The organism is Shewanella sp. AS1, assembly GCF_021412565.1.
Classification (GTDB): Bacteria; Pseudomonadota; Gammaproteobacteria; order Enterobacterales; family Shewanellaceae; genus Shewanella.
On sequence record NZ_JAKCLJ010000033.1, the window covers coordinates 1 to 530 of the forward strand.

General features: G+C 55.1%; 1 rRNA gene. It reads left to right on the plus strand.

The window, feature by feature from the left end:
• Window positions 1-520: ribosomal RNA gene (locus tag LZP69_RS15905) — 16S ribosomal RNA — on the plus strand; the annotation flags it as partial.
• Window positions 521-530 lie beyond the last annotated feature (10 nt).

Here is a 530-nt window from a genome sequence, read left to right on the forward strand (position 1 = left end):
GTGCCTTCGGGAACTGAGAGACAGGTGCTGCATGGCTGTCGTCAGCTCGTGTTGTGAAATGTTGGGTTAAGTCCCGCAACGAGCGCAACCCTTATCCTTACTTGCCAGCGGGTAATGCCGGGAACTTTAGGGAGACTGCCGGTGATAAACCGGAGGAAGGTGGGGACGACGTCAAGTCATCATGGCCCTTACGAGTAGGGCTACACACGTGCTACAATGGCGAGTACAGAGGGTTGCGAAGCCGCGAGGTGGAGCTAATCTCATAAAGCTCGTCGTAGTCCGGATTGGAGTCTGCAACTCGACTCCATGAAGTCGGAATCGCTAGTAATCGTGGATCAGAATGCCACGGTGAATACGTTCCCGGGCCTTGTACACACCGCCCGTCACACCATGGGAGTGGGCTGCACCAGAAGTAGATAGCTTAACCTTCGGGAGGGCGTTTACCACGGTGTGGTTCATGACTGGGGTGAAGTCGTAACAAGGTAGCCCTAGGGGAACCTGGGGCTGGATCACCTCCTTACCTATACGAT